Below are 23176 nucleotides of genomic sequence, written 5' to 3'. Positions count from 1 at the left end.
ATATGTTAATCCAATTGGGCAGTCATGGATAACATTAGAAACAATGCAAAATAGCAATTTATACTAAAGTCCTATTGTTTATTAACTAATAGGTCTTTCAACTTAGGAAGCTCACACTAATGAGGGATGTTAAAGGGAATATATGTAACCTATACTAATTACTATAAAGCTTTGGAAAATGAAAAGGAGGAGATTTGCATGAAGAATTGGGTTCAATTTAGAATTGCAAGACCAACAGATAAATTGGAAGAAGTGATTAGTTTTTATGAAACAGGATTAGGACTAAAACGTATAGGGGAATTTCACAATCACGAAGGATATGACGGGGTTATGTTTGGATTACCAGATGAAGAGTATCATTTGGAGTTTACTACACATGTTAATGGAAGTCCATGTCCGGCACCGACAAAAGATAATTTACTAGTTTTTTATATGCCTAATAAAGATGAAATTGAAAAGATAGTGAATCGATTAAGTAATATGGGCTATCATGAGGTGGAACCAGAAAACCCATATTGGATAGAGAAAGGAACCACAATAGAGGATCCAGATGGTTGGAGAATTGTGCTTATGAATGCATCTGAATAAGGAAACTATTTTCATATGAAATAGAGTGTAGCAAAATGATTTAGACATAAATCCCTACAGCGTTTGTAGGGATTTTTATATAAGAAAATCTTATTGAGAGAGTTATTAAAATGTAGAAAGTATTTTGGCTAAGAATAAATGTAGTAAACATAATTTATGAAGGAGGTATAAAAGTATGATAGTAAACCATTTTAAAGAGTTTTCTAAACATGTTGGAAATACACATCTCATTAAAAGTTCTTTCGTAGTTTATATCTTATTCTATGGAAAATTGATACCATCAAAAAACTGTATGTTTAACATGTATAGTTTTTTGATGGTGTAGCTGTGCAATGTTTAAAAATTTCACATACCGTATTTTAAAAATAAATATAGGAAAACCAAAAAGTAATGTAGAATATATCGTACATACATATATACAGTCAACATAAAAGATAAAGAGGTGGGTATATGTTACTTGAGGAAGTAATGCGGCAACTAGAGGAATATGGAACAGAACAAAATCGAAAAACGTATAAAAACCACGGAGCGAAAGAGCCGTTATTTGGAGTTAGTTTTGCGAATTTAAAATTGTTAAAAAAGAAGATAAAAAAAGATCACGATTTAGCAGTTGGATTGTGGGGAACGAAAAATATGGATGCAATGACATTAGCAACTTATATTTTAGACCCGAAAAAAATAACGACAGAACAGCTTAATAGTTGGATTCAGGATGTTGATTATTACTGTTTGATGGATGTTCTTATGACATCTATATGTACTTCGCCAATTGCAATAGAAAGAATGGAAGAGTGGACAAAGTCTAATGATGAATGGATTGGAAGAGCTGGCTGGTCTTTATTAGCAAATATAGCGATTAAGAATAAAACGTTACATGATGATTTCTTCTCTCCGTACTTAGAAGAGATTAAAGAAAATATACATAATGAAAAAAATAGAAAAAAAGAAGCGATGAATAGTGCTTTAATCGCAATAGGAATTCGTAATGAAGACTTAGAGCGACAAGCGATTGAAATTGCACGTGAAATTGGAAAAGTAGAGGTTGATCACGGTGCAACATCATGTAAAACACCAGATGCAGAAAGCTATATAAAAAAAGCGAGAGAAAGAGCTGAAAAAAAGAAAGTGAAATAAGAAAAGAGGATCGGTTATGAAAGCAATTGACGCAGCACAAAACATAATTACATTACAATTTTCTAATTGTGATGTAGCTTTACTCGGCGGAAGCGTTACACGAGGAGAAGCGACGAAAACATCTGACCTTGATATTGTAATAGTTGACCAAAGTTTAACTTCTTGCTATAGGGAATCTTTCTATAGTAATGGATGGCCTGTTGAGGTGTTTGTTCATAATTTTGAAACATATAAAACCTTTTTCAAAATGGATTGTGATCGAGGGAGACCGTCGTTACCACAATTAGTTTCGGAAGGGATTGCATTAAAAGGGGAAAAGGAAATTGTTGAGAAATTAAAAAAAGAAGCGAATGATTTACTACATAAAGGACCAGCTAAATGGACCGAAAAAACGATTAAGCAGAAGCGATATTTTATTACGGATACTTTAGATGACTTTATTGGTGCAACAAAAAGAGAAGAAGAATTGTTTATCGCTAATTTATTAGCGGATTTAGTACATGAATATGTATTAAGAGTAAATGGTAAGTGGCTTGGGAGTTCAAAATGGTTTATTAGAGTGCTAAGAAGATATGATGAGCAATATGCAAACAAATTTGTAGCCGCTTTTGATCATTTTTATAAAACGGGAGAGAAAAATGAATGTACCATATGTTCAATTAAGAGAATTGACACTAGATGATGTAGAAGATCGCTATCAATGGTCATTAGATAGAGATGTAACAAAGCATTTAGTCGTACCAGATCAATATCCTCCGTTCACTCGTGGAGATACGAGAAACTGGATTGAAGCTTGTATAAGCCGAAAAAATGGTTATGAACAAAGGGCAATCGTTACTGAGGCAGGTATACATATTGGATGGGTAGACCTTAAAAATTTTGATAAAACAAATAAAAATGCTGAACTAGGAATTGCGATTGGAAATAAAGACTATTGGGGTAAAGGATTTGGAATGGCAGCTCTAAACAGCATGTTACAAATAGGTTTTTCTCAGTTTGAATTGGAGAAAATTTGGTTACGTGTAGATGAAGATAATACAAAAGCTAAAAAGAGTTATGAAAGTGCCGGATTTGTATGCGAAGGGTTAATGAGAAATGATCGATTGAGACAGGGGAAGTTCATTCATCGCAATCGTTACAGTATATTAAAAGAAGAGTATGAATCAAAAAAGTAGCCTATAAAAATATTATGTAAATTAAAAAGGGGAAGATAAAATGATTCGATTACTTACAAAAGCGGATGCAAAACAATATTGGGAGTTACGTTTACAAGCATTACAAGTAAATCCAGAAGCATTTATAACGACTTATGAAGAAGCAGTACGTCAAGAAAATCCTCTTGAACGAGTTGCTAGTAATCTTTCATCCAATAGTAGTTTTACATTTGGTGCTTTTAATAATGAAAATCGTTTAGTTGGGGTTGTTACTTTATTAACAGAAGAAAAAGACGCATATAAGCATAAAGGACATATCGTTGCAATGTATGTAGATACTGAAAATCGAAGAAGTGGTCTTGCACGTGATTTAATACGTAAAGCAATTGAAAGGGCAAAAGAGATGAAGCTAGAGCAATTGAATTTAGGGGTTGTTTCAACGAACGAACCAGCCAAACGATTATATGAATCAATGGGATTTAAAACATACGGAATTGAAAAAAGGGCTATAAAAATGAATGGTGTGTATAATGATGATGAACATATGGTGTTGTTCTTTTAAGAGAGGAAGTTTTGTATGAAAAAGGCGAAACTGCGACAATAAGATGGGGAATATGGCATATAGCAGATCATAATCGGTATCATCAAGCTCATATCAGTCGTTTGAGGAAATTATACAGAGAATATAAACTACATATTCTTTAATTTTTGAATGAACGAACGCCCCTAAATAATAATTAAAGGAGGCGTTTGTTTTTATTCGTTCGCTTTTCTTCCCAAGCTATCATTAAATTTTTATGATAATCTTTTGGTTTCTCAATAGAAAACCAGTAAATTGAATGTGCAATAGTTGGTAGCCATCTTTTATAGCGGGTCGAGATTAAAGTAGATTTTGACCCTTGAAAATTTTGATATGTAATGGCCTCGATTTCATACCAATGCACTTTATTCCCATGTAAATCTACTACAATTCCTTCATCATCCCAAAGTGAAATGTAAGTTTGTATGTAGATTTTTCATCGCGTATACTAAAATATATGTCATAGAGATAAAAAATTAAATACAAGGGGTTTTACAATGAAAGCAATTGTTATAGGGATACTGGCATCATTTTTCTTTGCCTTTACCTTTGTTTTAAACCGGGCAATGGACTTAGAAGGTGGAAGCTGGATTTGGAGTGCATCATTACGGTATTATTTTATGGTTCCAATGCTATTACTTATTGTTATGTATAGAGGGAACTTAAAGCAACTCTTTCAATATATGAAAAACAATCCGAAAGAATGGTTAGTGTGGAGTATCGTTGGATTTGGTCTCTTTTATGCACCGCTTAGTTTTGCTGGAGCGTTCGGACCAGGTTGGCTTGTTGCATCAACATGGCAAATTACAATCGTTGCAGGGATTTTGTTAACACCATTTTTTGCGGTGGATCCACTACATAAAAAACTTCCGATGAAGGAATTAGTTATGTCGGGCATTATTTTATTCGGTGTTGTTCTCATGCAAGCAGAACATGCTTCTTCATTAGGTATTCGTGAAACCGTTTTATGTGTAGTTCCTGTACTTATTGCAGCATTTGCGTATCCTCTTGGAAATAGAAAAATGATGCAAGTTTGTAAAGGGGAATTAGATGTATTTCAGCGAGTACTCGGTATGACATTAGCAAGTTTACCATTTTGGTTTTTATTATCTGGTTACGAAGTATCAACAGGCGGATTACCGTCAAGTAGCCAAGTTTTTCAATGTTTTATTGTAGCAGTTAGCTCTGGGTTAATCGCGACAGTATTATTTTTCTTTGCAACAGATCTTGTGAAAGATGATCCGCAAAAATTAGCAACAGTGGAAGCGACGCAGTCTGGTGAAGTTTTATTTGCGCTAGTAGGAGAGCTGATCTGGTTATCTGCACCAATTCCGTCATCATTATCTTGGATTGGTATGAGTCTCGTTATTATTGGAATGATACTTCATAGTTATGTGGCTGTCGTTGTAAAAAAAGAAGAAAAAATAACGGCGTAATGAGATTAGCTCTTTTTATTAAGAGTTAGTCTTTTTTTCATAGAAAGGGATGAAAATATGAATTTACATCGCGTTGAACAAATTGAAAAAGATTCAATATTAAATGTGCTACAATATGCCGTCGGTCCAAATGAAATAAGCTTAAAGAAAGCAGTATTATTTTATCAAAGTAATAAAGGGACTTTGTACAAATATGAAGAAAAAGCTTGTCTAGGTATTGAAGTAATCGGAGCAACTAAAGCACGAGTATGTCATATAGCAGTGGCTCCAGATTATCGTCAAAAAGGAATTGCACTGCAAATGATTAAAGAAGTGGTAAGGATATATCAATTGACTTATATAGAAGCAGAGACAGACGATGGGGCGGTAGAATTTTATAAAAGAATTGGTTTTCAAGTTAAAAGTTTAGGAGAAAAATATCCAGGGATAGAAAGATTTCATTGTTACTTGGAAAAATAGCATGAAAATATACAATTGTACATATTGAATATAGTTTGAAAAAAATAATAATTTCATTATATAATATAGGTATCTGGAAAAATATAGATAAAAGAAGATGGGTGTATAACAAGTGAGAATGGATAAAAGTAAGTTTATAAAAATAGCTACTTCAATAGGGGTGTCATCTTTTTTATTAACAGGTTGTGGTGATTATGAAGAAGAAACTGCTCAGCAAGAAAGTACAGCTGTTAAAACAGATGGTGCAAAACAAAGAAATGAACAAGAAACATTAAATTGTGATGATAAAGCCCCAACCAATGAAAATGTAGAGAAAGATGAGTTATGCAAGGAAAATAATCCGTCATTTTCATCTTATCATGAAAACTCTCATTTACCGATACTTCCATTTGTAGCAGGATATTTATTAGCGAGTAGAACTTCAAATATGAATTATACAGCAAAACCAAATTTAATGAAGAAACCGTATGCAAATAATGTTATTCCATATCGTGAAAAAGATGAGCGTAGAACAGGTGGCGGTAGTAGCGGTGGTTATACTGGTGGTTCTAACGGTAACAATAATACTTCCAATAAAGTAGATTTAAATAAACAGCAGCCAAATCCATCCAATAAAGTAACACCAGATACAAATACGCCAAAATCATCTACTACGCAAACACCGAAAGTAAACTCTGGTTCAAGTGGAATTGGAAACGCAAAAGCGCCAGCAGGATCCTAAAACGAAAGGGTAATGGAGTAATGTATACAGAACGAGAGCAAGAAGAGTATATGAAAGTATGGTTTTCACTTGCAGAAGAGGCTAGTAGGAATGGTTTCACTTGGCCTAGTCTGTTAGAGAATGAAGAATGGAATCAATATATGGCAACAGGGATGTATCGCATGCCAGCAAAAACTTATACTGCTATCTCAAAAGCGACAGAAGAAATCATGTATGTGTTATATAGAACGTATCAATATATTGTAAATACGACAGAAGATTTTCAAAAACTTGGATTCCCAGCTGAAGCGTGGGAAATGGCGAGAATGAAACATAATGGTTTATTTTCATATTTTACAAGGTTTGATTTTATCGTAAATGGTGACGATATAAAATTAATAGAAGTAAATTGTGATACGCCAACAGGCTATTTAGAACCGTCTGTCGCAAATGAAGTGTTATGCCGTTATCATGATGTAAATCACCCAAACCATATAGAAGAGCATATTGTGCAGGCATGGGAACAAATTAAACATGACTATCATATAGGCCCTGAAGAGACGATATATTTTACTAGTTATGATTGGCACGATGAAGATAGTCAAACGGTTCAGTTTTTAAGAACGTATTGCTTAAATCAGTCAACGGACTATGTAGGAATACAAGACATTGTCGTTGCGGAAGATGGTATATATACGCCGAGTGGAGAAAAAATAAAATATTTATATAGACTGTATCCAATAGAGTATTTAGTAACGGACGTTGATAAGAATGGAAAAAGGATTGGTTTACAATTTTTAGATCATATTGCGCAAGAAAGAGTGAAAATTATTAATCCGCCAGCCGCATTTGTTATGCAAAACAAAAGTGTACTCGCACTAATTTGGAAGCTTTATGAAGAAAGTGTTTTCTTTACAGAAGAAGAGCAAGACATTATTTATAAATACTTTCTACCAACATATTTTTCAAATAAGCGATTTCTAGAAAGACATGAATCATACGTTTCCAAACCTGTATTTGGTCGTGAAGGTGGCGGAGTATCTATATACGAAAATGATGAATTATTAGCTGAAGATAAAACAGAGTATTACTTTGAACAAAGGAAGATATACCAGCAATACATAGAAATGCCTGACTATACCATTGACACATGGGATGGTCCATATACTGGTAAACTATTAATTGGCTCTCACTGTATAAGCGGAAGAGCAGCAGGCTTATTTTTACGTGTAGGTGAGAAAATAACGGGAAACTTATCAATGTTTACTGGGGTTACAATTGAAGGATAAAGTAAACAAAGAGCTCATCATTTGTGATGAGCTCTTTCGTCTATGTATAAAACAGCTTTTTATGGTTGGATGTAAAATCTTCACTTTCTTTTTGTGTTTTAAATCTGAATATTATAATTTAAATATTTTTTTGTGTAATAATATTACTATTTTTTATAGATGTGAAAAATGATTAAGTTAAAAATTAAGAAAAATATGATAATATATTTATATAAAAGTTTAAATTTACGTAGCTAGTGGGGGAACCAATATGAAAATGAATGAAATAGTAGCAAGTACACAATTTCCAAATACAATCGAAACAATAACAAAAGATTTAAAAGCATTAGGAGTCGAAAAAGGAATGACAATTATCGTTCATTCATCACTAAGTTCTATCGGGTGGATATCTGGTGGTGCGGTTGCTGTAGTAGAAGCATTAATGAAAGTTGTTACGGAAGAAGGAACGATAATAATGCCAACGCAATCTTCGGATTTGTCCGATCCGAAACATTGGTCAAGACCACCTGTACCGGAAGACTGGTGGCAAATTATCCGAGATAACGTCCCAGCATTTGATTCACGTATAACCCCAACAAGGGGAATGGGTGAAATAGTTGAATGTTTTCGTACATATCCGAATGTAGTACGTAGTAATCATCCGTTAGGAAGTTTTGCTGCATGGGGAAAACATGCAGTAGAAATAACAATGAACCATTCGTTATCAATGAGCTTTGGAGAAGAATCTCCATTAAGAAAAATATATGATTTAGACGGGTACGTATTATTAATTGGTGTTGGATATGATTCCAATACGTCTGTTCATTTATCCGAGGTGCGTTCTGGTGCATGTGAGTTAATACAAGTAGGAGCACCTATTATAGAAAACGGTGAAAGAGTGTGGAAAGAGTTTTTTGAAATGGATTACGAATCTGAGAAGTTTGTAGAAATTGGTGTGGAGTTTGAGCGAAAAGGAACTGTAAAAAATGGGAAGATAGGGAATGCAACGTGTCGTCTAATGAAACAGCGTGATATAGTTGACTTTGGAACAGAATGGTTTCGTAAGAAAAATTAGTAAGGGATGGTTACAATGAAGGGGAAAAAGGTATTAATTACGAGCGGTGGTTGTCTAGAAAAATGGGATCAAGTACGCGGGCATACGAATATGGCCAAAGGTACAATCGGAAGGATAATCGCAGAAGAACTTCTAGCTAAAGGGGCACATGTTATATATTTACACGGTTATTTTGCGGAGAAACCGAGTAATGTACATAGAGGGTTAGAATTACATCCATTTGAAGGAATCGTTGATTTACAAGATAAAATGAAAAGTATCATATCACATGAAAAGATTGATGCAGTCATTATGGCAGCGGCTGGATCAGATTGGATTGTGGAGAAAATTTGTGATCAAGATGGTAATGTTCTTAATATGAACGGAAAAATTTCAAGTGATATAGCACCGATTATTCACTTTCAAAAGGCTCCAAAAGTATTAAAACAAATAAAAGAATGGGACCCAGAAACAGTACTTGTTGGTTTTAAACTTGAAAGTGATTTAAATGAAGAAGAACTGTTTGAAAGAGCAAAAAATAGAATGAAAGAAGCAAGGGTGAATGTAATGATTGCGAATTCACCACATTCTTTATATTCGCGCGGAGCTGTGCATTATGTAATTGGACAGGATGGTAAAGGGAAGTTGTGTAATGGGAAAGATGAAACAGCGAAAGAAATTGTCAAAAGCTTAGAGTTATTATGTAATCGTGTCACTGCTTTTTAAAATTAAGTTTTTAGATGAGAATGAATCCGCATAGTAATAAGTAAGCGAAACTTTAATTGGTGGGAATTTTACTTTTACACGAATGTGAAGCGTATACCAATCAAGAGCTATACACAGAATAATTGGTGAGGAGTGGATTCTATGGAACATTTATTAAAGCAAGCTATTAAACTTAGAAACGAAAAGAAATATGCGCAGTCTAAAGAGATGCTTATAGGATTAACAAACTTTACAAAGGATGCAGAAGTACTGTATCAGTGTGCGTGGATACATGATGTAATGGGGCTAGAAACAGAAGCAGTTCCGTATTATGAGCAGGCAATCGCAAATGGACTTGATGGCGAATCGCTTTGCGGTGCTTATATTGGTTTAGGAAGTACATATCGTTGTATAGGGGAATATGAAAAGGCAATTACAGTATTAGAAGCTGGGGTGAAAAAATTCCCAGAGAACGCTCCGATGAAAGTATTTTTATCATTAGCAAAATATAACGTAAACGATCACGAATCAGCGATGAAATTATTACTTGAAACTGTCGTGAAAGTAGAGGAAGTAAAAGAATTTGAACGTGCCATTTCATTTTATAAAGACCATTTAAATGAGGTTTTTAAATAAAGGAGTGAACGTATGGAGGTTACACTATCACGAAGGCGAAAAGGTGTTTGGATTGGACTCGTCTTTTTAATTATGCTACCAAACTATTTATTGTATGCCCTTCCAATTGTACCAGTTGCGCCGAAAGAAGTTGTGCTTGGGTCATTATTAGATTGCATGTTTGTCATTCCAATCATCACGTATTTCTTCATTATTCGAAAAAGATACTCGTTAACGTATATAGTTCCTGTTGTAATAGCTGGTTATATTTTTGCGAGATTTATTATTCCAAGTGACTATTTACAAGCTTTTTCATTCATCTCTTATATTATTGTTGCGGCTGAAATTGCATTTGTAGGTCTAGAATTATTCCTTCTCTATAAAATTGTTAGAGTGCTTCCTAAAATAATAAAAAAATATAAAGAATATAGAAGAGAAAATTATTCCTTTTCTTATGCAATTGATGCAGCGTTTGACGCTACTATGAAAAGAAGTAAGTTAGTAGATGTCATTCTAACAGAGTGTAAGTTAATCTATTATGCGTTTTTATCGTGGCGTGAAAAAGTACCAACAGGTAAATCTGTATACTCATATCATAAAAAGACTGGTGCTATAGGTGTGTATATCATGATTATTCATGCAACAATAATTGAAAGCATTGGTTTTCATTATTTACTACATCAGTGGAATCCAGTAATAGCATGGATTTTACTTATTTTAAATGTATACGCGATGATTTATTTTATAGCTGAAATACAAGCGATGCGCAAAAATCCCCTTGTCGTAACAGAAGAACAAGTAGTCATTCAAATCGGATTAGGAAAGAAAATTGTTATGCCATTTACACAAATTGATAATATTGCGTTCTACAAGGGTGAATTGCTAACGGCAAAAGAAAGGAAACAGGTATTGGATGCAACTGTTATGGAGTTCATAAAAGAACCTGCTACTTTTGAAATAACATTAAAAGAGCCAGTGAAAGCGCAGTTGTTATACGGCTTTTCTAAAACAGTAAGTCGTGTTTACTTAAATGTTGATGAAGAACGAAAATTTTATGATGCGGTTAAGGAAAAGTTAAAACATGAGTAATAGTGCTGTTAGTTACATAAAAACAAATGAGCTTCCGTTAGAAGTGAAAAAATATGAAACATGGATAGTGAAAAACTCTTTCTAAATAAGAAGGAGTTTTTATTATATACTTTTATAAATCATTATATAAAAAACTATACACTTCTTTATCACTACATAAATGGATATAATTGAGGATAGAACTAGCATAAGGGGAAACAAAATAATGAATAAGTTACTTACATCGAAAATTGAAATTATAGAAAGAAAAATCCGGTATAACTCAACAATAGTAGATCACAATTGCTTATTACTTGAAAAGCAATCACAAAGTATCGTTTTATTTCACGAGGTGCAGTATTCATTTACAATGACTGCAAATGATACTAAGTTAACAATCCCAAAAGGAAGTTATACAATCGCATATTACTGGAAAGATCGTCCGTACAATTTATACGTATGGAGAGATATAAAAGGAAAGTATTTAGGTTCCTATTTTAATATTGTAAAAAACACACAAATAAAAGATGAAGTGGTTTCCTTTGAAGATTTAATCATCGATATTATGGTACTTCCAAATGGAGAATACTTCATATTGGATGAAGATGAATTACCAGAACCATTAGGGAATTTCGAAGGTGGTTATGTGAGGAAAGCTCTTTATGGATTAAAAGAAATCATTCAAAAAGAGCTGCCACCAATAGTTTTGGAGACAGCCAGGGTGCAGAGGAAATAAAATTTAATTACATAAATATTTTGAATGGGAATGAGTAGTCTCAAGTTATATGATCTAACTTTTTTAATAAATCTAAGGTTAGTAGCATATTTCTTGAAATTACTCTTTTTTTTGTAGAAATTTCGTCGCTTAGTTATTAAATCCCATCAAATGCATTTAGCGTGTGAGTTTTCTTATTGGTTACAGTGGATTAAAAATCAGAAAAAATAGTAAGTAAATGATATCGTTCAAATAAACAACAGTAAAAATATTCAAACGAATCATATGTATGTTTTGATAAAACCTAGTTGACTTATCGGAAATATTTGTATAATATGTACTTAATTCCATAACGTATTGCTGATTGGAGAAACCAAAGGCATTTTATCTGTTGATAAAATGCCTTTGGTTTTTTTATTGCACAAATACTGAATCTGTTCATTTATATGAATCATTTTAAGGAGGAGAAGAAATGACTGTTTCAATTGATGGGGTATCAAAATATTTTTTGAAACAAACTGGTACTGTTCAAGTATTAGAGAATATTAATTTTCAATTAGAGAAAGGGGATTTTGTTACAGTAATTGGTCCGAGTGGGTGCGGAAAAAGTACATTACTAAAAATTGTTGCCGGTCTAGATAATGATTTTGAAGGGGAAGTTGTTATTGACGGGGAGCCTATCTTAAAAACGAGCAAGAAACAAGGTTTTATTTTTCAAGAACATAGGCTTTTTCCATGGTTAACAGTTGAAGAAAATATAGCGGCAGATTTATCGTTAAAAGATAAGTATGTGAGAGATAAGGTAAGAGAATGGGTTGAAATCGTTCGGTTAGATGGCTTTGAAAAATCGTATCCGAAAGAAATTTCAGGCGGGATGTCACAACGTGTTGCGATAGCGAGAGCGTTATTAAGAGATCCAAATGTATTATTACTTGATGAACCTTTTGGAGCGCTGGATGCTTTTACTCGAAGTCATTTACAAGAAGTATTGCTAAATATTTGGGAGCAGAAGAAAACAACAATGATATTCGTTACACATGATATAGACGAAGCGATATATCTTTCAAACCGAATCATCATTATGAGTGCAAAACCAGGGAAAATACATAAAGTGATTGAAAATAATTTGCCTTATCCGCGAAATAAAACTTCTCAATCGTTCCAACAACTTCGAACGAAAGTATTACAGCAGTTTGAATATGGAGGGTTGATTCAAACAAGTATATAGGAAAAGGGTGATTTTATATGTATAAAAAATTAAAAATTCTTTCTTTTGCTTTAGCTATATCAGTATGTTTGTTAGGATGTGAAAAAAGTACAGCAAGTAGTAAGAAAGAAGATGTAACAATACAAATTGGTATACAACAAGGATTAAGCCCGCTATTACTAGCAAAGAAAAAGGGATGGTTTGAAGAGGAGTTTAAAAAAGAAGGAGTTAAAGTGAAATGGACAGAGTTCCAAAGTGGACCTCCTTATTTTGAAGCAATCGCATCAAACCGGCTAGACTTTGGTGAAGTAGGGAATTCTCCAGTCATTTCAGCGCAAGCAGCAGGTATTGGATTTACCGAAATCGCCAATACAAGTTATGCGAGAAAAGGAACTGGAATTCTCGTTCAAAAAGATAGTAAGATTGCGAGTGTAAAAGATTTAAAAGGTAAAAAAATTGCAGTAGCAAAAGGAAGTAGTGCCTTTAATTTATTATATCGAGCACTTGATAAAGAAGGTATTGATGCAAAAGATGTAAATGTCATTCAATTACAACCAGATGAAGCGCAGCCTGCATTCGAATCAGGATCAGTAGATGCATGGGCGATTTGGGACCCTTTCATATCATTACATACGTTAAATAAAGGTGCGAAGGTGATTGCAGACGGTGAAACATTAAATGTCTCTTCACCAGAATTTTTAATTACGAGGACAAAATTTGCGAAAGAACATCCAGAATTAGTTGAGAAATTCCTCAAAGTTTATGAGAAAGCACGTGTATGGCAAGATGCTAACTTAGATGAAGCAATAAAAGTATACACTTCTGTAAAAAAGATAGATGCAGAGATTGTAAAAGAAGTGTTTAATCACGACAAACCAATTTTAGTTCCGGTAACTAAGGAAATAATAGCAGAACAACAAAAGACTGCGGATTTTCAATATAAGCTCGGTTCTATAAAGAAAGAAATTAAGACGGAAAAAGTTGTAGATAATTCTTTCGTAGAAAAAGCATTGAAAGCGAAGTGAAAAGAGGTTTTGTAAAGTGGAAAATACGAAAGCTGTTATGAAACCAGCGAGTATAACGATTAAGAAAAATGGCATAAAGAAGGTACGAAAGTTAAATGTAAAAGTTTTAGTAAGGGCGATTACTATACCGGTTATTATATTAATAATTTGGCAGTTGGCTGGCGTATTCGGTCTTGTTTCTAAAACAGTTTTACCAACACCATTAGATATTTTTCTAGCTTTCCAAGAGCTTATTAAAACAGGAGAGTTATTCGGCCATTTAAGTATTAGTGTATTCAGGGTTGCGGCTGGTTTCTTTATTGGTGGGGGCTTAGGAATCATTTTAGGAACGATTGTTGGATTTTCAACGAGAAGTGAGCAATATTTAGACCCATCTGTGCAAATGTTAAGAACTGTACCTCATTTAGCTGTTGCGCCGCTTTTCGTATTATGGTTCGGTTTTGGTGAAACATCAAAAGTGTTATTAATTGCAGATGGTGCATTTTTTCCTTTATACGTAAACGCATTTTTAGGTATTAGAGGTGTGGATTCAAAGTTATTTGATGTTGCGAGAGTGTTAGAGTTTAGTAAAAGAAAATTAATCACGAAACTAATTTTACCAGCTGCATTGCCTAACCTTTTACTAGGAGCAAGGTTATCGTTAGGTGTTGCGTGGGTGAGTTTAGTAGTAGCAGAACTTATGGGGTCTACAGAAGGTATTGGCTATATGATTATGGATGCAAGACAATTTTCAAATACAGATATCGTATTTGTCGGCATAATTATATTTGCATTTGTTGGGAAGTTTTCTGACTCTCTAGTACGTTTACTAGAAGTGAAGTTTTTAAGATGGCGAGATAACTTTAAAGGTGAGACAGGGAATTAACATATAAATTATTAGGGGTAATTTATATAGAATGTGTTAGTATACGATTCAAAATAAATAAGGGGTGTGTAAAGGTATGGAATTATTATGGTTTATTCCGGCTTATGGAGATGGTCGATATTTAGGAACGACAAAACGAGGAAGAGCAGCTGAATATGGTTATTATAAGCAAGTTGCTGCGGCAGCTGATTATTTAGGATATACGGGTGTTTTACTTCCAACTGGTCAAGGATGTGAAGACCCTTGGGTGTTAGCTTCAGCTCTTGCTGCTGAAACAGAAAAACTAAAATTTTTAGTAGCAGTGAGACCAGGACTAATGTCCCCTACAGTTGCAGCGAGGATGGCATCTACATTTGATAGAATTTCACATGGGAGGCTGCTTATTAATGTAGTAGCTGGAGGAGATCCAGTTGAACTACAAGGAGATGGATTATATCTTGATCATGATGAAAGATATGAAGCAGCGGATGAATTTTTAAAAGTTTGGAAATCGACATTGCAAGGTGAAACGATCTCTTTAGAAGGAAAACATATTAAAGTTACAGATAGTAAAGTTGTATTCCCACCAGTTCAAATACCATATCCTCCTATATATTTCGGAGGATCGTCAGCTGCTGGAAAAGAAGTAGCAGCTGAACATAGTGATGTATATTTAACGTGGGGAGAGCCGCCAGAGCAAGTGAAAGAGAAAATAGAAGAAGTAAGAAAACTTGCAGAAGAGAAGGGGCGTACAGTGCGATTTGGCATTAGATTACACGTAATTGTAAGAGAAACAGAAGAAGAAGCATGGGAAGAGGCAGAACGTTTAATTCAATATGTGGATAATGAAACAATTGAGCTTGCTCAAAAGACATTTGCAAGATATGATTCGGTTGGTCAAAAACGGATGACCCATTTAAATAAAGGTACGAGAGAGTCGTTAGAGATAAGCCCTAATTTATGGGCTGGAATCGGACTTGTAAGAGGTGGGGCAGGTACTGCACTTGTAGGCAATCCGCATACAGTAGCAGAAAGGATAAAAGAATATGAATCGTTAGGAATTGATACGTTTGTTTTATCAGGATATCCGCATTTAGAAGAAGCGTATGAAGTGGCAGAATTGTTATTCCCATTATTGAAAGACGAGAAGAAAGAAGAAAATAAAATTGTTGGTGAAATGATTGCTGATGCATATGCATTAAAAAAATAGTGAGAAATAAAGTTTCACTTATTTATTGCTCCATTTTGTTTACTGCCTGTTAACACGGGATAAAAAACCCGCAAGTTATTCGCTTGCGGGTTTTCATCGTAAATTATTAGAAAATATGGTAAAATTAAAGGGTAACTTAAGGTGCGGTTGGTTGTTCAATTATCACTTCTCCGAGTAGGAGGGGGGTGATAATACGTGAGTGAAATAGCGTTGCTACTGCAAGGTGGACTGTTTCTCGTTGCATTGTTAACGTTCGTCGTCGTTTTAATAGACAAGCTCAAAAAATAACAACCCACCTATGCTTATAGAATGTGGGTTGTTTTGTTTGTAAGAAACAAATAGGATAAATGAACAATCCAATCTGCTAAGTTACGTGGACTAGTGTGTAGCCGCACACTAGTCTTTTTTATTTATATACAATTTATAATTGGTTTATGTGATTGTATTGTTCTTTTCATACTCATTATAACACAGTGTCTTTTCATCAAGAAAGGAGACCGTACGTTCTGGTTCCTGTTATATAGTAGGTGCTTTTTCTTTAAACAGCCCATCCATATACTGTTTTAAACTTTGGACATAAAATTTCTGCGTATTCACATTATTTACACCGACAATGGGTGATGGAAGGTCAAATCTTTTTTCTGATAAATGAACGACAACATCAAAAATGTCAAACAAACGAATAAAGCAAAACAGACCGTCTTTATCGCTAAGTAAAATAAAGTAATGATTTTCACTACTTGTATTTAGCGTATTCCATAAAGAACTTTTGCTTAAATCACGTACAATGCTTTTTTCTTTTAGTTCCACGAAATCTGCATTTGAGAGAATGGTAGAGATATCAATCGCATCTTGATCTTCAAAGTAGCCATCAACTGTTTGTACAGCGAATGTATAAGCCATTTTTAATATACTCATTTTATATTTACGGTTATCCAATAGCAATTCACGTTGAATAGAACTGGCTACTTTCGTTACACGTTCCTCTTTCCAAATTTCATTATGTAAGGAAATATCGTGCTTTTTACATAGTTTCATAATTAATGCATTAGAATAAAGAATTTCGTCGCTTACTTCGACAACATCAGTCTCAGCAGCTGCAAGTTCCTCACCGTGCTCATTCGTATAGAGTGGGGAATCAATTTGTCTTTTCATTTGTTCAATCTTAAATTGACTCAATTTATGCCTAATTAAAGGACGATCAATATTTGTTGTCATTTGTTCATGACAAGTATCACAAATTGAGTTTGTGAAATAATATCCACATAATATTTCTGGAATGACATATTGTTCACTAAGTTCTTTCGTATCTTTTCTGCAAATGATGCATTGTGTCATTTTTATCACCTTTACCTGCAAATTTGTATGTAATCTCATTGTAGTGTATTTATTGGTATTTTGGAATATTGTAAAGGAAAATATTATGTGAAATTCATACTTATTTTGGTACAATGAAGAGAAGTGCTAGTTTAAAGGAGGCCATTTTTTTGAAATCAAAAGTGCACTTTTGGACATTAGAAGTGCTAATGGTTGTAGGAATCATATTTATTTGCACAAAAATATCATTTTTATTTCAACCGATTGGTATCTTCATATCAACATTATTTTTCCCAATCTTAATCGCGCTTTTTTTATACTTCATATTTAATCCTGTATTAATCTTTTTGGAGAATAAAAAAGTACCTAGAAATTTAGCGATATTGCTGTTATATCTTTTTATCATAACATTAACTGCAGTTGGCGTTGGAGTAGTTGTTCCTACGATTTCACAACAGCTAATGGACTTAGTAAAAAATATGCCAGGCTACATAAAAGAAGGAAAAGTATACATACAAGAATTATCACATCATAGGTTGTTTGAATGGTTATCTACACAAAACTACGTTTCCATTGAAACAATTGAAAAAAATGCGATTGAATACTTAAAAGATATACCAAATACAATTACGTCGAGTGCAACGGCTTTATTTGGTATTATCACGAACGTTGCATTAGTTGTATTTACTGTACCGTTCATTTTATTTTACATGTTTAAAGATGGACATGCCTTTCCAGGGAAAGCGGTAAGTTTATTACCAGAGTCTTACCGTGAAGAGGGGCTTCGTATCATTAAGGAAACGAACGAAACATTATCTGCATATATTCAAGGGCAAGCGCTCGTTTGTATATTTGTAGGTGCGTTTACTTTTATCGGTTATTTAATTATCGATTTACCGTACGCTTTCGTTTTAGGAATTATTGCAGCATTTACAAACATCATTCCTAACTTAGGTCCATTTATCGGAGCAGCACCAGCTGTTATTGTAGGACTGTTCGTATCTCCGATGCAAGCCTTATACGTAATTATTATCGTAACAATTGTACAACAGTTTGAAAGTAATATTATTTCACCACGTATTATGAGCTCGAAATTAAACATCCACCCATTAACAATTATTATCCTAATTTTAGGGATAGGTAACTTTGCTGGAATCATCGGAATGATTTTAGCAGTACCAGTTTATGCAGTAACAAAAACAGTTGTTTCAAACTTAGTGAGATTGTTTAAAACGAAGAGAAGTAATCGGAAATAGTAAAACCTGAGAAAGATACACCTCTTTTTAAGTGGTGTATCTTTTGTTTATAAAAAAATAATTAAAAGCGGGTTGATTTGATTTTATTATATATTTTTTATACATCAAATTCAGCGATGAACTTGTGTGATATAAGCTCTATAAAACTATGTGGAATCCCTCTGAACTATCCAAATCATTTCCTTACAGCGTGCTATCATCATCATAATCGACTCCTTTCAATTCTATATAGTTAAACGATTAAAGGTGAGTGTAGTATTTGCTTCTACGATCTCGAATTTCATCAATAACTTGTTTATATTGTCTTTCTTGTTTTAATTCATTTTGAGATATTGTTTCTTTTTGAATCGTAATCGTTAAAAAGAATAGGTGAAACTTCATATGTGAATTCCTCCTTTCGAATTGGAATTACAGATGACTACAGTAATGACTTTGTCTTTCTTTTACAGAATCCATAGCCTGATTAATTTGTCGTTCATGAAGCATTTCAGACTCAGAAAATTTATTTTTTTGAATGGTAATGGTTAAAAAGAATACTTTAAATTTCATAAAATAATTGCCCCTTTATAAGTGATTTAGAAAAAACGAGTGTAATAAGAAATTACAGGTGACTACAGTAATGACTTTGTCTTTCTTTTACAGAATCCATAGCCTGATTAATTTGTCGCTCATGAAGCATTTCAGACTCGGAAAATTTATTTTTTTGAATGGTAATGGTTAAAAAGAATACTTTAAATTTCATAGGATAATTACCCCTTTATAAGTGGTTTAGAAAAGACGAGTGTAATAAGAAGATTGAAGCTCTTTTACTTCGTCCATAATGTTTTGAATGTGTTGTTCACGTAAAATCTCTTTCTGTGAGAGCTTACGTTTTTGAATAGTGATTGTTAAAAAGAATGCTTTAAATTTCATGAATATATTACCCCTTTAAAATATATTTTTAATACATTTGAGTGTAGTATGAACTTTTAATGTCAGTTATTTTATCAGTCAGTTGTTTTAACTGTTGTTTACGATTGATTTCATTTTCAGATAAATTATTTTTTTGAAGTACAGTCGTAAAAAAGAAAATATGAAAAGTCATAAATGAATTCCTCCTTTCGAAAAGGAATTACAGGTGATCACAGTAAAGTGCTTGGCGCTCCTTAACATCATTCATAGCTTTTTCAATTTGCTCATTATGAAGAATTTCATCTTTGGAAATTATATTTCTTTGAATCGTAATACTTAAAAACAATACGCTAATAGTCATTGAATGTTGCTCCTTTCTTAGAAAAATAATGTAAGAGACTAAAAAATCGCGCAAAAAAACCACAGGAAGATACAGTTCTCCTATGGCTGGGCGTGAAAAAGCCACAGGAAAGTATACGGCCTCCTGTGGCGAATTTATGAATTAAATGAAATAAAGTACGATTTTCAATTCTCCATTAGGGTGGTCGAATTCATATTTAATTGTCCAGAAAACACAGGTGCAGTTAACGCTAAAGTTAATGCATGTAATTGTAATTTCATCATTTCCTTCGACCTCCTTTTAGAATTTTTTTCTTACGTTAGTAAGTATATACAATTAATGGATAATTGTAAACATAAAAAATGAAAATTTTTAATTTTGATTAAAATGCGTATATTTAAAAGGGATTTGAAAGTAAATATTGTAATTAACGAAATATCGATAAAAATGGGGGATGCTAAATGAAATATATGCATCATAACATGATCGTTATGCTAACAATTTTTTTATTCATTGCGGCTTGTTCTAATGGAGAAAGAATAAAAGATATATATGATATTAGGTCAGATGATTTTAAGAAATATACTGGGACATACGTTGGTAATAATTCAGATGTGGTTGCAATTGTTAATCATTTACCCGGTGGTGGAACAGTTCAAAGTATAAGTTTAGAAAATGAAAATATAAAAGTGAACTATGGCGCAAAAGAAAGTGGGGCTCTTACAGAAGAAATGATTGAGACGTATTGGTTTGATGAGAAGGATACGATGAAGAAGAATTTTTTCTTTAATGCTATATATTTAGTGATTTTAGTGCCAAATGCAAAAATTTATGAGTTTCAGGTAGAGAATAAAAACTTTAAGATAACGAGGGAAGAAATGTTATCAATTTTGCATAGAATATTCGATGATTTTCCAAAAGAAAAAGATATATGGGATAAAAATAAAGTTATAAAGTTCTTTAACGGCAATGAAGAAAAAATTAAAATGCTTGTGGAAGATAAAGATTTTCGGAAATCTTTATTTGCTAAATATCCAGTGAGCCAGTTGAAATAATGGAGGGGAGAAGATGGAGTTAGTATACAAAATTTCTTATCATAGAATGCAGGATCATTATTTACCTAAGTTAGTACAGGCAATTAGGCTCGTTAGTGAAGAAGATTTGTGGAAACAAGAGACCGCTGTTAATTCAATTGGTGGAATCGTACTACATATTTGTGAACATTTACAGAGAAATACAAGGCGTTATAAGGGTCCCAATATAGTTTTTGAAAATGGAATTGAAGAATATTTTCCAATAAAACATTTAAGCTCCGAAACTTTGTTAAAAACTGTTGAAGAAATATTTGATGAGTGGGGAAAAGTATATATACAAGTATGGGAAGAAAAAAGGCATATTGATCTTCATAGTTTATTACATTTAGTGGAGCATACAAGTTATCATTTAGGGCAAATAGTAGATCGTACAAAGTCAATAAAGGGACAACAATTTAACTTTTGTCAAAATGGTATAAATGAAAAGAATTTGAGAACAAGAGTTGAAACTTCGAAATTTTAGAAAGAGAGTCATTCTTAAACGAATGATTCTCTTTTTTTGTAAAAGAAATTTATGGAAAAAAACATTTTATGTGATATGGTTAATTACATAAGTAATGAACCTATGAACCTAAGGTGGTGAAAGTGTGAAACCTACTCTGGAGCAAAATAAATTAATATACTTACAAATTGCAGAAACGATTGAATCTGATATTTTAAAAGACATATTGCTTGAAGAAGAACAAGTTCCATCGACAAATCAATTTGCGAAGATGTTACAAATAAATCCGGCTACTGCAGCTAAAGGGGTGAATGTATTAGTAGATGAGGGGATTTTATATAAAAAGAGAGGGATCGGAATGTTTGTTGCAAAGGGAGCGAAAGAAGTCGTACTAAAAAAAAGACAAAATACTTTTATGACTGAATATTTACCTAAAGTGTGGGAAGAAGCGAAAGTACTAGAAATATCAAAAAATGAATTGATGGATATGATTCAAAAGATTACGAAGGAGGGGAAAGAGGGATGATTGCACTTGAAACGAAAGATGTAACGAAAAAATATAAAAAGAAAATAGCTGTAAATGAAGTAACGATTTCATTGGAAGAGCATAAAATATATGGTTTGCTTGGAAGGAACGGAGCAGGGAAAACGACACTATTAAATTTACTTGCAGGTCAAATTACTTCAAGTAGTGGAAGCATATCAATATTTGGTGAACATGTTTTTGAGAATAGTAAAGCGATGCAAAATATTTGTTTTGTTAAAGTGAAAGAAGCTGCATATCTAAATAATAAAGTTAAAGAGATTTTTAATTTATGTAACATGTTTTATAAAAACTGGGATCAAAAGTTTGCTGAAGAACTTGCTAGGAAATTTCAACTTAATTTGAAAGAAAAATATCATAAATTATCACACGGAATGCAAACTGTTGTCGGAATCATTCAAGGATTAGCAAGTAGAGCACCTATTACTATTTTTGATGAACCAACTACAGGTTTAGACGCAGCACACCGTGAATTATTTTATAGTCTACTACTAGAAGATTACGGTGAGCATCCACGAACAATTATATTATCAACACATTTAGTAGAAGAAGTAACTCATGTTATTGAAGATGTAATCATCATAAAAGAAGGTGCACTTGTTGTTCAATCATCAGTGGAAGATTTATTACGACAAGGTCATATTATTTCAGGAAAAAAAGATAAAGTGGATGAGTTTTCAATCAATAAAAAAGTAATAAATCGAGAAGTTTATGGAAATAAGAGGATTTCTGTTATATGGGAAGAACTTTCTAATGAAGATTATTACTCTCTTGAAAAAGAAGGGTTATCAATTGATAGAATTACATTACAAAAACTATTTATTCATATAACTGGTGGTGAAATAAAATGACGATGTTAATGAAGCAGTTGAAGTTACATATAAAATATCAGTATAAAGCCATTCTTATCTTTTGGACTGTGGCATTACTTATAAAAGGGACAATGACTGCAACTGATTTAAAGGGAATAAAGGTAGCATTTTTACATGATATTTTCAATAATTCATCAATTGTAATCGTAATGTTTATTGTGATAAGCGTGTTTCTTATTCAACTTGATATTTTTCCTACAGTCGTCTCGTTTGGTGTCACTAGGTTGCAATTTTTGATTGGTTCAATATGTTTTAATTTATTGCAATCAGCATTGTTTTCATGTCTTCAAGCTTTGTTTTTACAGGATACATTTTATAAAACAGAACATGTAAATTTAGGAGCATCTGCAATTGAACAATTCTTTGTACAATTCATATTTTATAGTACATTAGCTTGTTTATTCCAATCAACAACTATTGTTCAGAAAAGATTTAATTGGTTCGGATTGGCCTTTAGTATAATAGTTTTATTCGGATTGGCGAGTACAATGTATGCAGGGATAGGTATAAAAGAGTTGGTGTTTATTAATAGTAAAATGTTACTAGAAATACCTAATTTCATATTAGTTTCGATAGTTCTTATTTGCATATATATTGTAATTAGCGCTCTATTTATTCGTAAGGTTTCGTTTGAAGATACAATTTAAATACAATTATT

General features: G+C 32.9%; 32 protein-coding genes and 1 pseudogene. 26 read left to right on the top strand and 7 right to left on the bottom strand.

Annotated features, from left to right (window positions below; genetic code table 11):
- Positions 1-198: 198 nt before the first annotated feature.
- The 20 genes and pseudogenes from DN407_RS14310 (at position 199) to DN407_RS32145 (ending at position 16050) form a co-directional block, all read left to right on the top strand.
- Positions 199-588 carry a VOC family protein gene (locus DN407_RS14310; protein ID WP_149216397.1) on the top strand — a complete coding sequence of 130 codons (390 nt, stop codon included), beginning with the start codon at positions 199-201 and terminating at the stop codon, positions 586-588.
- A gap of 450 nt (positions 589-1038) precedes the next feature.
- Positions 1039-1722 carry a DNA alkylation repair protein gene (locus DN407_RS14305; protein WP_000923474.1) on the top strand — a complete coding sequence of 228 codons (684 nt, stop codon included), beginning with the start codon at positions 1039-1041 and terminating at the stop codon, positions 1720-1722.
- A 16-nt stretch (positions 1723-1738) separates the two neighbouring features.
- Positions 1739-2404: a nucleotidyltransferase domain-containing protein gene (locus tag DN407_RS14300; RefSeq protein ID WP_149216396.1), complete on the top strand. Its 666-nt coding sequence runs from the start codon at positions 1739-1741 to the stop codon at positions 2402-2404.
- A complete protein-coding gene (locus tag DN407_RS14295) occupies positions 2361-2897 on the top strand; it encodes a GNAT family N-acetyltransferase (protein ID WP_001102495.1) in 537 nt (178 codons plus the stop codon). Before DN407_RS14300 ends, DN407_RS14295 begins: the two co-directional genes overlap by 44 nt.
- A gap of 40 nt (positions 2898-2937) precedes the next feature.
- A complete protein-coding gene (locus DN407_RS14290; protein WP_000620316.1) occupies positions 2938-3438 on the top strand; it encodes a GNAT family N-acetyltransferase in 501 nt (166 codons plus the stop codon).
- A pseudogene (locus tag DN407_RS14285) lies at positions 3435-3581 on the top strand (DinB family protein); the annotation flags it as partial. The gene DN407_RS14290 and the pseudogene DN407_RS14285, both read left to right, overlap by 4 nt.
- Before the next feature lie 372 nt (positions 3582-3953).
- A complete protein-coding gene (locus tag DN407_RS14275; RefSeq protein ID WP_000644587.1) occupies positions 3954-4892 on the top strand; it encodes a DMT family transporter in 939 nt (312 codons plus the stop codon).
- Between the two features lie 57 nt (positions 4893-4949).
- Positions 4950-5351, top strand: coding sequence for a GNAT family N-acetyltransferase (locus tag DN407_RS14270; RefSeq protein WP_149216395.1), 402 nt, complete (start codon positions 4950-4952; stop codon positions 5349-5351).
- Between the two features lie 112 nt (positions 5352-5463).
- Entirely contained in the window at positions 5464-6072 is a 609-nt protein-coding gene (locus tag DN407_RS14265; protein ID WP_001242170.1) for a hypothetical protein, read from the top strand.
- 20 nt (positions 6073-6092) lie between these two features.
- A complete protein-coding gene (locus DN407_RS14260) occupies positions 6093-7340 on the top strand; it encodes a glutathionylspermidine synthase family protein (RefSeq protein WP_000287883.1) in 1248 nt (415 codons plus the stop codon).
- A gap of 250 nt (positions 7341-7590) precedes the next feature.
- On the top strand, positions 7591-8394 hold the full coding sequence (locus DN407_RS14255; protein ID WP_000783344.1) for an AAC(3) family N-acetyltransferase: 804 nt from the start codon (positions 7591-7593) through the stop codon (positions 8392-8394).
- 15 nt (positions 8395-8409) lie between these two features.
- Complete coding sequence (locus DN407_RS14250) at positions 8410-9099, top strand: phosphopantothenoylcysteine decarboxylase domain-containing protein (protein ID WP_149216394.1); 690 nt, start codon at positions 8410-8412, stop codon at positions 9097-9099.
- A 141-nt stretch (positions 9100-9240) separates the two neighbouring features.
- Complete coding sequence (locus tag DN407_RS14245; protein WP_000400636.1) at positions 9241-9714, top strand: tetratricopeptide repeat protein; 474 nt, start codon at positions 9241-9243, stop codon at positions 9712-9714.
- Positions 9715-9726: 12 nt separating this feature from the next.
- Positions 9727-10782, top strand: coding sequence for a hypothetical protein (locus DN407_RS14240; protein WP_000454145.1), 1056 nt, complete (start codon positions 9727-9729; stop codon positions 10780-10782).
- Between the two features lie 205 nt (positions 10783-10987).
- Positions 10988-11497: a ribonuclease FAU-1 family protein gene (locus DN407_RS14235; protein ID WP_001037878.1), complete on the top strand. Its 510-nt coding sequence runs from the start codon at positions 10988-10990 to the stop codon at positions 11495-11497.
- A gap of 451 nt (positions 11498-11948) precedes the next feature.
- On the top strand, positions 11949-12704 hold the full coding sequence (locus DN407_RS14230; RefSeq protein ID WP_149216393.1) for an ABC transporter ATP-binding protein: 756 nt from the start codon (positions 11949-11951) through the stop codon (positions 12702-12704).
- A 17-nt stretch (positions 12705-12721) separates the two neighbouring features.
- Positions 12722-13708, top strand: a complete 987-nt coding sequence (locus DN407_RS14225) for an aliphatic sulfonate ABC transporter substrate-binding protein (RefSeq protein WP_000277087.1) — start codon at positions 12722-12724, stop codon at positions 13706-13708.
- A 16-nt stretch (positions 13709-13724) separates the two neighbouring features.
- Positions 13725-14573, top strand: a complete 849-nt coding sequence (locus DN407_RS14220; protein WP_149216392.1) for an ABC transporter permease — start codon at positions 13725-13727, stop codon at positions 14571-14573.
- Positions 14574-14649: 76 nt separating this feature from the next.
- Positions 14650-15762 (top strand): FMNH2-dependent alkanesulfonate monooxygenase, encoded by a 1113-nt coding sequence (gene ssuD, locus DN407_RS14215; protein WP_000422258.1) that lies wholly within the window; start codon positions 14650-14652, stop codon positions 15760-15762.
- Between the two features lie 195 nt (positions 15763-15957).
- Positions 15958-16050, top strand: a complete 93-nt coding sequence (locus DN407_RS32145) for a putative holin-like toxin (RefSeq protein ID WP_001289320.1) — start codon at positions 15958-15960, stop codon at positions 16048-16050.
- A 228-nt stretch (positions 16051-16278) separates the two neighbouring features.
- Here DN407_RS32145 and DN407_RS14210 read toward each other — a convergent pair whose 3' ends face one another.
- Positions 16279-17100: an HNH endonuclease gene (locus tag DN407_RS14210; RefSeq protein ID WP_000189710.1), complete on the bottom strand. Its 822-nt coding sequence runs from the start codon at positions 17098-17100 to the stop codon at positions 16279-16281.
- 149 nt (positions 17101-17249) lie between these two features.
- On the opposite strand from DN407_RS14210, the gene DN407_RS14205 reads away from it, so the two are divergent.
- Positions 17250-18335: an AI-2E family transporter gene (locus tag DN407_RS14205; RefSeq protein WP_149216391.1), complete on the top strand. Its 1086-nt coding sequence runs from the start codon at positions 17250-17252 to the stop codon at positions 18333-18335.
- A 240-nt stretch (positions 18336-18575) separates the two neighbouring features.
- Here the strand turns inward: DN407_RS14205 and DN407_RS14200 are convergent, their stop codons facing one another.
- Genes DN407_RS14200 through DN407_RS14175 form a run of 6 tightly spaced genes read right to left on the bottom strand, consistent with a single transcriptional unit; the run spans position 18576 to position 19587 of the window.
- Positions 18576-18716, bottom strand: coding sequence for a YrzI family small protein (locus DN407_RS14200; protein WP_000668497.1), 141 nt, complete (start codon positions 18714-18716; stop codon positions 18576-18578).
- Between the two features lie 27 nt (positions 18717-18743).
- Positions 18744-18884 (bottom strand): YrzI family small protein, encoded by a 141-nt coding sequence (locus tag DN407_RS14195; RefSeq protein ID WP_000669805.1) that lies wholly within the window; start codon positions 18882-18884, stop codon positions 18744-18746.
- A 52-nt stretch (positions 18885-18936) separates the two neighbouring features.
- On the bottom strand, positions 18937-19077 hold the full coding sequence (locus DN407_RS14190) for a YrzI family small protein (RefSeq protein ID WP_000669805.1): 141 nt from the start codon (positions 19075-19077) through the stop codon (positions 18937-18939).
- A gap of 26 nt (positions 19078-19103) precedes the next feature.
- Complete coding sequence (locus DN407_RS14185) at positions 19104-19247, bottom strand: YrzI family small protein (RefSeq protein ID WP_000668961.1); 144 nt, start codon at positions 19245-19247, stop codon at positions 19104-19106.
- Positions 19248-19275: 28 nt separating this feature from the next.
- Positions 19276-19419, bottom strand: coding sequence for a YrzI family small protein (locus tag DN407_RS14180; protein WP_000142715.1), 144 nt, complete (start codon positions 19417-19419; stop codon positions 19276-19278).
- 27 nt (positions 19420-19446) lie between these two features.
- Positions 19447-19587, bottom strand: coding sequence for a YrzI family small protein (locus tag DN407_RS14175; protein ID WP_000156176.1), 141 nt, complete (start codon positions 19585-19587; stop codon positions 19447-19449).
- A 440-nt stretch (positions 19588-20027) separates the two neighbouring features.
- Between DN407_RS14175 and DN407_RS14170 the strand changes: the two genes are divergently transcribed.
- From DN407_RS14170 to DN407_RS14150, 5 genes are all read left to right on the top strand, one after another.
- Positions 20028-20621, top strand: a complete 594-nt coding sequence (locus tag DN407_RS14170; RefSeq protein ID WP_000876535.1) for a DUF4825 domain-containing protein — start codon at positions 20028-20030, stop codon at positions 20619-20621.
- A 13-nt stretch (positions 20622-20634) separates the two neighbouring features.
- Positions 20635-21123 (top strand): hypothetical protein, encoded by a 489-nt coding sequence (locus DN407_RS14165; protein ID WP_048567574.1) that lies wholly within the window; start codon positions 20635-20637, stop codon positions 21121-21123.
- Between the two features lie 124 nt (positions 21124-21247).
- Positions 21248-21628: a GntR family transcriptional regulator gene (locus tag DN407_RS14160; RefSeq protein ID WP_000805199.1), complete on the top strand. Its 381-nt coding sequence runs from the start codon at positions 21248-21250 to the stop codon at positions 21626-21628.
- Positions 21625-22497 (top strand): ATP-binding cassette domain-containing protein, encoded by an 873-nt coding sequence (locus DN407_RS14155; protein WP_000560916.1) that lies wholly within the window; start codon positions 21625-21627, stop codon positions 22495-22497. The genes DN407_RS14160 and DN407_RS14155 overlap by 4 nt, the downstream gene beginning before the upstream one ends.
- The gene (locus DN407_RS14150) at positions 22494-23165 is read left to right on the top strand and encodes a DUF4052 family protein (RefSeq protein ID WP_000178179.1); all 672 of its coding nucleotides are present in this window, start codon (positions 22494-22496) and stop codon (positions 23163-23165) included. The genes DN407_RS14155 and DN407_RS14150 overlap by 4 nt, the downstream gene beginning before the upstream one ends.
- The last annotated feature ends 11 nt before the right edge of the window (positions 23166-23176 follow it).

The organism is Bacillus sp. JAS24-2 (genome assembly GCF_008274905.1).
In the GTDB taxonomy this organism is placed as follows: domain Bacteria; phylum Bacillota; class Bacilli; order Bacillales; family Bacillaceae_G; genus Bacillus_A; species Bacillus_A cereus.
This window is presented reverse-complemented; position numbering and strand designations above follow the sequence as displayed.